Origin of the sequence: Janthinobacterium sp. CG3, assembly GCF_000344615.1 — a bacterium.
Lineage (GTDB): Bacteria > Pseudomonadota > Gammaproteobacteria > Burkholderiales > Burkholderiaceae_D > Janthinobacterium.
This window is the reverse complement of sequence record NZ_KB467824.1, coordinates 4724830-4735337: the sequence shown is the minus strand read 5'-3', so window position 1 is coordinate 4735337 and position 10508 is coordinate 4724830. Positions and strand designations below refer to the sequence as shown.

The following is a 10508-nucleotide window of genomic DNA, read 5'->3' as shown; positions in this document are numbered from 1 at the left end:
CGCTCACTCAAAATACTGACAGGCCATTCTTGCGAATGTCCTATATTTATTCTTTCGTGAGCATTTGATAATTTAAGTATGCGGCGAACCGAAGTCCGCCGGCACCTTCATCAAATGCCCACATTTATCGACTGTTAATTGTTAAAGAACTTGTTCGGTAGTGCCTTCTGCGTCACCGACAAAGCGTTTTGTTTGTCGGCCGCGAAGAAGAAAGAGTATGAAGCGTTTCGCTTGTTTCGTCAACTTCTATTTTCGCTACCCCGTCGTTTCCGACCGGCCCTTTTTGCCCGGCATCGAGTGCCTGTCATTGGGGAGGCGAACTATAGCAAAGCAGATACTGGCATGGCAAGGACTTTCCGCTGAGTTGGCGCAAATACCCCTGGCGTGTGTCAACAGCGATTTAAAATTGATACACCTCCGTCACCAGCACTTGCTGGATCCTCATTTCTTTATCGCCCGCTCAGGCGGCCTTGTCGGCTCGGACGCTCTGAACGATTCCCGCCTGCCGCTGGTGCTTGAGCCGGTAGCTCTCGCCGGCGATGGGCACTGATGGGCGTGATGCAGCAGCCGGTCCAACAGCGCCGCCGTCAGCGTCGCGTCTTGCGCAAACGTGGCGTCCCACTGGCCGAACGGCAGATTGCTCGTCACGATCAAGCTGCCCTTTTCGTACAGCGCCGCGATCACCTGGAAGAAGTGGGTCTTGCCGACACCGCTGGGTCCGACGGGCACCACGTTCTCGCTGCGTTCGATGACCAGCCCCTTGGCCTGCGGCCGCGCAGCGGCAATATCGCCCCGCCACGGCGGCGCCAGCGCCTGCAGTTGCAACACCTCCACCTCCAACCGCGCCGACGATTTTTCCAGCGTCACGCCATGCATCCGCTCGTTGGCCACTTCAACGAGCGGATGCACAGCACTTTCGCATTGGCGGTGACGACGTCGAGCTGCAACCACTCTGGCCAAGGCGGCTCGCCAGCGGCACGTAGAACACCTGCGCAGGTAGCCCTTGGTCTGGGCGCGGTATGGCTGGCAGAGCTTGATCCTGAAGCCGCTGTGCTTGGCAAAGTCAAGGAAGCCGGAGTGGTAGCGGTGCTGACTTTCGCCGTACACGTCGCGCTCGACGACGACCGTCCTCAAGTTCGTACAGAACCTCGCGCGGTACGCCACTTCGACGACGATCCGCCGCAGACTCAACCCATGCTTGCTCAATTATTGAATTCCACATTCCCCTCGTTGGGTTTCAGCACCACTCCGAAAAGCAGCCATTATCTCAAAACAGCGAATGGCCGGGACCTCACCGTATCCGACAAGCAACCCAGGAACTGAACATACTCTCTCCTCCGGAAATAGCTCCCGTCCTGCTGGAGCGGTTCGCCCACGGAAATGGTACGGTGTTTGTTGGAGCGGGCATTTCTTTAGGTTCAAAAATGCCATCTTGGCAAAAACTCATGGAACCGCTTAGGAATATCTCGGCGACGAAGTTGGAGCAAACGCAAGTTACCTCGATATCGCTGAATTGTATGAAACCAAACACAACCGCAGGGTCTTGGTGAAGTATTTCAACGGGCGTCTGGGCGATATCCAGGGGCTTATAAGCCCGCAAAAACGCGGACGAAAAAAAGCCCCACATCTCTGCGGGGCTTTTTTAATATAACAAGCCTGACGATAACCTACTTTCACACTGGTTGCAGCACTATCATCGGCGCAAAATTGTTTCACGGTCCTGTTCGGGATGGGAAGGGGTGGTACCAATTTGCTATGGTCATCAGGCATAACTTGTAAAACCATCTGCCCCGGGAATTGCACCCTTTGGCGGCAGACAGCTCAATCTGGAAGAAGTAAAGCGTGTTTCTTGGGTAGCGAGTGTATATCAACAAACGCAACGCGTTATTTCTTATCTCGTAACCTGCTAAGGTTATAGGGACAAGCCGTACGGGCAATTAGTACTGGTTAGCTTAATGCATTACTGCACTTCCACACCCAGCCTATCAACGTCCTGGTCTCGAACGACCCTTCAAAGAGCTCAAGGCTCTGGGAAATCTCATCTCAAGGCAAGTTTCCCGCTTAGATGCTTTCAGCGGTTATCTCTTCCGTATTTAGCTACCCGGCAATGCCACTGGCGTGACAACCGGTACACCAGAGATACGTCCACTCCGGTCCTCTCGTACTAGGAGCAGCCCCCTTCAAATTTCCAACGCCCACGGCAGATAGGGACCAAACTGTCTCACGACGTTTTAAACCCAGCTCACGTACCACTTTAAATGGCGAACAGCCATACCCTTGGGACCGGCTACAGCCCCAGGATGTGATGAGCCGACATCGAGGTGCCAAACTCCCCCGTCGATATGAACTCTTGGGAGGAATCAGCCTGTTATCCCCAGAGTACCTTTTATCCGTTGAGCGATGGCCCTTCCATACAGAACCACCGGATCACTATGTCCTACTTTCGTACCTGCTCGACTTGTCAGTCTCGCAGTTAAGCACGCTTATGCCATTGCACTATCGTCACGATGTCCGACCGTAACTAGCGTACCTTCGAACTCCTCCGTTACACTTTAGGAGGAGACCGCCCCAGTCAAACTGCCTACCATGCACTGTCCCCGATCCGGATAACGGACCAAGGTTAGAACCTCAAACAAACCAGGGTGGTATTTCAAGGTTGGCTCCACGATGACTGGCGTCACCGCTTCAAAGCCTCCCACCTATCCTACACAGATTGGTTCAAAGTCCAATGCAAAGCTACAGTAAAGGTTCATGGGGTCTTTCCGTCTAGCCGCGGGTAGATTGCATCATCACAAACATTTCAACTTCGCTGAGTCTCGGGAGGAGACAGTGTGGCCATCGTTACGCCATTCGTGCAGGTCGGAACTTACCCGACAAGGAATTTCGCTACCTTAGGACCGTTATAGTTACGGCCGCCGTTTACTGGGACTTCAATCAAGAGCTTGCACCCCATCATTTAATCTTCCAGCACCGGGCAGGCGTCACACCCTATACGTCCACTTTCGTGTTTGCAGAGTGCTGTGTTTTTATTAAACAGTCGCAGCCACCAGTTTATTGCAACCCTTTCACCCTCATGGAGTAAACCAATCAAGCTACCGGGGCGTACCTTTTCCCGAAGTTACGGTACCAATTTGCCGAGTTCCTTCTCCCGAGTTCTCTCAAGCGCCTTAGAATACTCATCTCGCCCACCTGTGTCGGTTTGCGGTACGGTCTCGTATGACTGAAGCTTAGAGGCTTTTCTTGGAACCACTTCCGATTGCTTCGTGAACAAGTCCACTCGTCTCGACCCCTTGAATTACGCACCCGGATTTGCCTAAGTGCCTTCTATGAGTCAAAAACAGGCTCTTCCAACCGCCTGACAACCTTCCGCGATCCGTCCCCCCATCGCATCATACGACGGTGCAGGAATATTAACCTGCTTCCCATCAGCTACGCATCTCTGCCTCGCCTTAGGGGCCGACTCACCCTGCTCCGATGAACGTTGAACAGGAAACCTTGGGCTTACGGCGTGGAGGCTTTTCACCCCCATTATCGCTACTCATGTCAGCATTCGCACTTCTGATACCTCCAGCATCCTTTACAAGACACCTTCGCAGGCTTACAGAACGCTCTCCTACCATATGTCCTAAGACATATCCGCAGCTTCGGTGACTGGCTTAGCCCCGTTACATCTTCCGCGCAGGACGACTCGATCAGTGAGCTATTACGCTTTCTTTAAATGATGGCTGCTTCTAAGCCAACATCCTGACTGTTTTAGCCTTCCCACTTCGTTTTCCACTTAGCCAATCTTTGGGACCTTAGCTGGCGGTCTGGGTTGTTTCCCTCTTGACGCCGGACGTTAGCACCCGACGTCTGTCTCCCAAGCTCGCACTCATCGGTATTCGGAGTTTGCAATGGTTTGGTAAGTCTCGATGACCCCCTAGCCATAACAGTGCTCTACCCCCGATGGTGATACTTGAGGCACTACCTAAATAGTTTTCGGAGAGAACCAGCTATTTCCAAGTTTGTTTAGCCTTTCACCCCTACCCACAGCTCATCCCCTAATTTTTCAACATTAGTGGGTTCGGACCTCCAGTGCGTGTTACCGCACCTTCATCCTGGCCATGAGTAGATCACTTGGTTTCGGGTCTACACCCAGCGACTGGACGCCCTATTCGGACTCGATTTCTCTACGGCTTCCCTATACGGTTAACCTTGCCACTGAATGTAAGTCGCTGACCCATTATACAAAAGGTACGCAGTCACGGAACAAGTCCGCTCCTACTGTTTGTATGCACACGGTTTCAGGATCTATTTCACTCCCCTTCCGGGGTTCTTTTCGCCTTTCCCTCACGGTACTGGTTCACTATCGGTCGATTACGAGTATTTAGCCTTGGAGGATGGTCCCCCCATATTCAGACAGGATGTCACGTGTCCCGCCCTACTTGTCGCATACTTAGTTCCACACATCGCATTTCGCGTACCGGGCTATCACCGTCTACGGCTCCCATTTCCAGGGGATTCCACTATGCGTCGTGCTAAATCATGCAGGCTCTTCCCATTTCGCTCGCCGCTACTTTGGGAATCTCGGTTGATTTATTTTCCTGCAGCTACTTAGATGTTTCAGTTCGCCGCGTTCGCCTTGCATACCTATGTATTCAGTATGCAATACCCTAAAAGGGTGGGTTTCCCCATTCGGAAATCTGCGGATCAAAGCGTGTTTGCTCGCTCCCCGCAGCTTATCGCAAGCTACTACGTCCTTCATCGCCTGTAATCGCCAAGGCATCCACCATGTGCACTTATTCGCTTGTCCCTATAACGTTAGCCTCTCGCCGCTTGCGCGCCGAAAGAAACGGTACAGAGATAAGAAAGTACAGCGTTGCCAGATTCAATTGCTTGAATCATGTTTGTTGATAATACAATCACTACCCATGACCGGCATTCCTGCCGGTCAAATAAAACTTTACTTCTTCCAAATTGTTAAAGAACGAAACAGCCAATAATCTTGAAAAGACCAAACCTAAATCCCGGCGCCGTTTGCGCTGATTTACGTTTGAACTTTCACGGCAGTGATGGTGGAGGATGACGGGATCGAACCGACGACCCCCTGCTTGCAAAGCAGGTGCTCTCCCAGCTGAGCTAATCCCCCTGTGGTGTTGCTGGTAGGGCTGGTTGGACTCGAACCAACGACCCCCGCGTTATCAACACGGTGCTCTAACCAGCTGAGCTACAGCCCCGACAAGGTGTACCAGTACTGCTACTGTTTCTTCAATTTCAACAGTCGATAAATGTGGACATTTAATGAGTGAACATTCTCAGTTCGGTGCAACTCTAGAAAGGAGGTGATCCAGCCGCACCTTCCGATACGGCTACCTTGTTACGACTTCACCCCAGTCACGAATCCTACCGTGGTAAGCGCCCTCCTTGCGGTTAAGCTACCTACTTCTGGTAAAACCCGCTCCCATGGTGTGACGGGCGGTGTGTACAAGACCCGGGAACGTATTCACCGCGACATGCTGATCCGCGATTACTAGCGATTCCAACTTCATGCAGTCGAGTTGCAGACTACAATCCGGACTACGATACACTTTCTGCGATTAGCTCCCCCTCGCGGGTTGGCGGCGCTCTGTATGTACCATTGTATGACGTGTGAAGCCCTACCCATAAGGGCCATGAGGACTTGACGTCATCCCCACCTTCCTCCGGTTTGTCACCGGCAGTCTCATTAGAGTGCCCTTTCGTAGCAACTAATGACAAGGGTTGCGCTCGTTGCGGGACTTAACCCAACATCTCACGACACGAGCTGACGACAGCCATGCAGCACCTGTGTACTGGCTCCCTTTCGGGCACCCCCTGATCTCTCAAGGGTTCCAGCCATGTCAAGGGTAGGTAAGGTTTTTCGCGTTGCATCGAATTAATCCACATCATCCACCGCTTGTGCGGGTCCCCGTCAATTCCTTTGAGTTTTAATCTTGCGACCGTACTCCCCAGGCGGTCTACTTCACGCGTTAGCTGCGTTACCAAGTTAATTAAAACCCGACAACTAGTAGACATCGTTTAGGGCGTGGACTACCAGGGTATCTAATCCTGTTTGCTCCCCACGCTTTCGTGCATGAGCGTCAGTCTTGACCCAGGGGGCTGCCTTCGCCATCGGTGTTCCTCCACATATCTACGCATTTCACTGCTACACGTGGAATTCTACCCCCCTCTGCCAAACTCTAGCCTTGCAGTCTCCATCGCAATTCCCAGGTTGAGCCCGGGGATTTCACGACAGACTTACAAAACCGCCTGCGCACGCTTTACGCCCAGTAATTCCGATTAACGCTTGCACCCTACGTATTACCGCGGCTGCTGGCACGTAGTTAGCCGGTGCTTATTCTTCAGGTACCGTCATTAGTGATCTGTATTAGAAACCACCGTTTCTTCCCTGACAAAAGAGCTTTACAACCCGAAGGCCTTCTTCACTCACGCGGCATTGCTGGATCAGGCTTTCGCCCATTGTCCAAAATTCCCCACTGCTGCCTCCCGTAGGAGTCTGGACCGTGTCTCAGTTCCAGTGTGGCTGGTCGTCCTCTCAGACCAGCTACTGATCGATGCCTTGGTAGGCTTTTACCCTACCAACTAGCTAATCAGATATCGGCCGCTCCACGAGCATGAGGCTCTTGCGAGTCCCCCACTTTCATCCTTAGATCGTATGCGGTATTAGCGTAACTTTCGCTACGTTATCCCCCACTCTAGGGTACGTTCCGATATATTACTCACCCGTTCGCCACTCGCCACCAGAGCAAGCTCCGTGCTGCCGTTCGACTTGCATGTGTAAGGCATGCCGCCAGCGTTCAATCTGAGCCAGGATCAAACTCTTCAGTTTAATCTCTGTTTAATGACATTGCTGTCAGAGGCATTTTATTGCCTCGGTCGCTCACTCAAAATACTGACAGGCCATTCTTGCGAATGTCCTATATTTATTCTTTCGTGAGCATTTGATAATTTAAGTATGCGGCGGACCGAAGTCCGCCGGCACCTTCATCAAATGCCCACATTTATCGACTGTTAATTGTTAAAGAACTTGTTCGGTACTGCCTGCGGCTTGTTGACAAAGCGTTTTGTTTGTCGGCCGCGAAGAAGAAAGAGTATGAAGCGTTTCGCTTGTTTCGTCAACTTCTATTTTCGCTACCCCGTCGTTTCCGACCGGCCCTTTTTGCCCGGCATCGAGTGCCTGTCATTGGGGAGGCGAACTATAGCAAAGCGCCAGTCTTACTAGCAAGGTTTTTCTGAGGAAAATTCAATTGCCGTGCCGGGATACAGCTCACTCAGCGTGCGCGAGGCAATCTTGGCGATCACGACCTGAAGAGCGGCACCGGCCCTGGCACGGTCCGTCTCCACCCGCATTGCCTGCCATATGCCGCCCAACTCGCCTTCGCAGGCGGCGACCGAGCGCTCCACTTCCGCTTGCCAGAACGGCGGCGCCTCGCCTTCGACGAAATTACCCCGGCCGCGGCCAAAGTGCGCGACCGCCAAGTAACGCAGCACGCTGGCGAGCACCAGGGTGCGCATGAAGTCGTCGGAAAATTGCACGGTCGACTGGTTGCGGTCGGTGCTGGAGTTGAAACCCCATGCGGCGCCGGCAAACGTCAAGGCGCCCACCACGCCGCCGAGCAAGGCGCCGGCGCCCAGCGTCAGCCCGCCCGCCATCAGGTCGGCCGACAAGCCGGTGGCCGCGCCCGACACCAACGCCCCCAGCAACCCGGCCTGGGCCTTGTCGATGGGCGCGCGCACGGTGAAATTTTCGCGTACCCGCGCATTGATCTTGACCGCCTCGCTGGGGTCGAGCTTATGCAGCGCCAACAGGCGGCCGGTGGTTTGGCCGATGCCCAGATTGAGCCGCGCGACCAACGTGGCCATCGCCTTGTCTTGACGCTGCTGCTCTCCGCCCTTGCCCAGCCCGACCGCCTTCAAGGCCGACTTGAGCAAGGTCTTGCTCTCTGCGTCGACCGGCTCGCTGTCTTGCAGCGCCGTCAGCAACTGCTGCGCGGTCAGGCGCATCGCTTCGCGGAAGCGCGTGGCGTTGCTCGCCTCCCACGTGGCGAACAAGCGCTCATAGCCGGCCTGCTTGGCCGCGGCGACCAGCTTGCCGACGGCGTCATAGAAGACCCGCTCATGCACCCAGCAACGGGCGAAGGCGTCCAGCGCTAGCACGTCGCGGACGATCGAATATTGCCGCAGATGCTCTTTCCAGCGCGCCTGCTCGGCCTGCTCCTCCTGCGGCGGACGCGGCGGTCCCATCTGGTTGAGCAGGACCACCACCGGCTTGTCCAGCCATTCCAGGATTTTCATCTCGGACGGCAGATAGCCGGCGTCCCTGGGATGCTCGGACGAATTGACCAGATACAACACGACATCGGCCGCGTCGCGCGCCGTGCGCAGCGCCTGCTGGCTGAGCCAGAACGGCCGGTCGCGGTAACGGTCCAGCACTTCGCGCAGGAACCAGCCGATGGGATTGCCGGACATACCGAGCCGCTTCAGCAGCCGCACCGAGTCGCCGAAGCCGGGCGTGTCCCACAGTTGCAGCGTGTCGCCAAGCGCACTCGTCAGCAAAGTGTGCGACTCGGCGAACACCGTCACATGGGCGGCGTCGCGCACCTCGCCGACGTCGACGCCGACCAGCGTGCGCGCCAGCGTGGTCTTGCCGTTGTTGGTATGCGAAATCAGCGCAAACTGGATCTGGACGGACGTGTCGCTCATGGTGCGGCCGATAAGGTGAGCCCGGCGCCGGCGTCGAGCGGGCGGGTGGATGGATCGATTAGGTTGACAATGCTGGCGGTGGTGTGATGGAAGCTACAGAACTGTTGCCACAGCGCGATGCGCTCGGCGATGCGGGCCTGGCCGCCGGCCTGCGCGCCAATGCGCTCGGCGAAGCCTGACTCGTCGATCAGCACGCCGACGCCGCGCGCCGAGTGCCGCACCAGGTACTCCAGGAAGGCGCCGTGGTTTTCCTTTTCCGGCGTCGCGGCCAAGCTGAACAGCACCGCCGTCAACGTCACGCCGACGTCGTCCAGACGGGTCTCGCGCAGCGCCTCGGCGGCCTCCTCGCCATAGGCGCTCGACGGGCGCAGCATCAACCGGGCCTGCTCGCCGAGCAACATCGTCGCGATCGTGGCCAAGCCCTTGTCGCGCGCCTCGTCCAAAGTGAAGCTATATGGCAGCACGCGCAGAACGCCGCCGCCGGCCAGGGCGCCCGGCGCCACGCCGGCGCCCGTACCGAGCGCTTCGCCAAGCTTGCGGAAGTACGGCTGCTCCAAATCAAGCCGGAAATGCTTTTCCAGTCTTTTCGCGCGCCAATTGGAAAAGATTGCCAGTGCCAGCCGCGGCAGCACTACCAATAAGAAGATAGTGGCGGCATACAGGTGCACCCAGCGCGCCCCGCCCTCAGCCGAGGGGGCGTGGCCGAAGCGTAGCGCCTCGACTTCGGCCAGCGAGAAATCTTGCAGGTGGAACAGCGATACCGCCGGCGCGAACAAGGCCGACAAAATCGTATGCACCTGGGTGGCGTCGAGAAAGGTGCTTTCCCATCCGGCCGAGTACTGCGACAGAAAGCCGCGCGCGTACAGCGACAGCACCGCGCCGACGGCAAACATGGCGGCGCTTAGGTGAACGGTGCGACTTAGCCGGGCCGTCGTCAGCTTGGTGCTCAACTGGGTCCACTCGGCCATGAAGCTCAACAGGCCGGCCGACAAGGCGTGCGGCAGCTTGCGCGGCAAAGCCGTCTTGCCGATACTCAGCTTGTGCAGCAAGGCAGACTTGGCGCCGCCCGGCTTGGCCGCCGGAAGGCAAGCCCAGACCAGCAATCCAAGGTAGACCAACAGATTCCACGCGATGATCAACAGCAGCGGCGCCGATAGCAAGTCGACGCGGTGCGGGTCGGTGATACGGTCAAGGCCGGCACCCAGCAGCAGCGCCACGACGGGCAGGACCACGGCCAAGCCCTTCAGGCCGCTGCGGCGCTTGGTAAAGGCGGCAAACGCCGGCGTGCGCTCGGCGATGCGCTTGAGGATTTGCTCCGAACGCTGCTGCAGGAAATGATCCGTGGTCACTTGCGACTTGCTGTCGGAAGCCTGCCACTGCGCCAGCTCTTTCGCGCTGCGGCTGGCGTACATGCGGTCATCCTCGCTGAGAACCTCGCGCTTCTGGTCCGCAGTCTCGATGGCGCGCACCAACACCACGTCCCTGGCGATCCGTTCGTTCATGTGGCTCCTTTTTGTGTGAAACGACAACGTTGACAAGCAATTGTGACGCAGATTCGGATTTCAGGCCAACGCGAGGGAAAAGCGAGGAGGCAGACTCCAGGGTTCGCCTATGGCTTAAGAACAAACAAAAACGTAAACGAAAAAAAGCCCAGTATCTCTACTGGGCTTTTTTAATATAACAAGCCTGACGATAACCTACTTTCACACTGGTTGCAGCACTATCATCGGCGCAAAATTGTTTCACGGTCCTGTTCGGGATGGGAAGGGGTGGTACCAATTTGCTAT

The 10508-nt window shown here is 55.9% G+C and carries 2 protein-coding genes, 2 tRNA genes, 4 rRNA genes and 2 pseudogenes; all 10 read right to left on the bottom strand.

The genetic code is table 11. From position 1 onward, the window contains the following. Positions 1–460: 460 nt before the first annotated feature. Positions 461–750: pseudogene (locus JANGC3_RS32135) on the bottom strand (ATP-binding protein); the annotation flags it as partial. A 111-nt stretch (positions 751–861) separates the two neighbouring features. Next, positions 862–1162: pseudogene (locus JANGC3_RS34360) on the bottom strand (IS21 family transposase); the annotation flags it as partial. Positions 1163–1654: 492 nt separating this feature from the next. Then, a 5S ribosomal RNA gene (gene rrf, locus JANGC3_RS0121055) occupies positions 1655–1767 on the bottom strand. A gap of 149 nt (positions 1768–1916) precedes the next feature. Further along, positions 1917–4792: ribosomal RNA gene (locus tag JANGC3_RS0121050) — 23S ribosomal RNA — on the bottom strand. A 260-nt stretch (positions 4793–5052) separates the two neighbouring features. Then, positions 5053–5128, bottom strand: a tRNA-Ala gene (locus JANGC3_RS0121045). A gap of 11 nt (positions 5129–5139) precedes the next feature. Next, positions 5140–5216, bottom strand: a tRNA-Ile gene (locus tag JANGC3_RS0121040). A gap of 98 nt (positions 5217–5314) precedes the next feature. After that, positions 5315–6847 (bottom strand): 16S ribosomal RNA (locus JANGC3_RS0121035). Together the 16S, 23S and 5S rRNA genes with 2 tRNA genes alongside form the textbook arrangement of a ribosomal RNA operon. Before the next feature lie 389 nt (positions 6848–7236). Continuing rightward, on the bottom strand, positions 7237–8721 hold the full coding sequence (locus tag JANGC3_RS0121030; RefSeq protein ID WP_017878468.1) for a DUF3482 domain-containing protein: 1485 nt from the start codon (positions 8719–8721) through the stop codon (positions 7237–7239). Further along, a complete protein-coding gene (locus tag JANGC3_RS0121025) occupies positions 8718–10223 on the bottom strand; it encodes a DUF2868 domain-containing protein (RefSeq protein ID WP_017878467.1) in 1506 nt (501 codons plus the stop codon). The genes JANGC3_RS0121030 and JANGC3_RS0121025 overlap by 4 nt, the downstream gene beginning before the upstream one ends. 182 nt (positions 10224–10405) lie before the next feature. Then, positions 10406–10508, bottom strand: a 5S ribosomal RNA gene (rrf, locus tag JANGC3_RS0121020).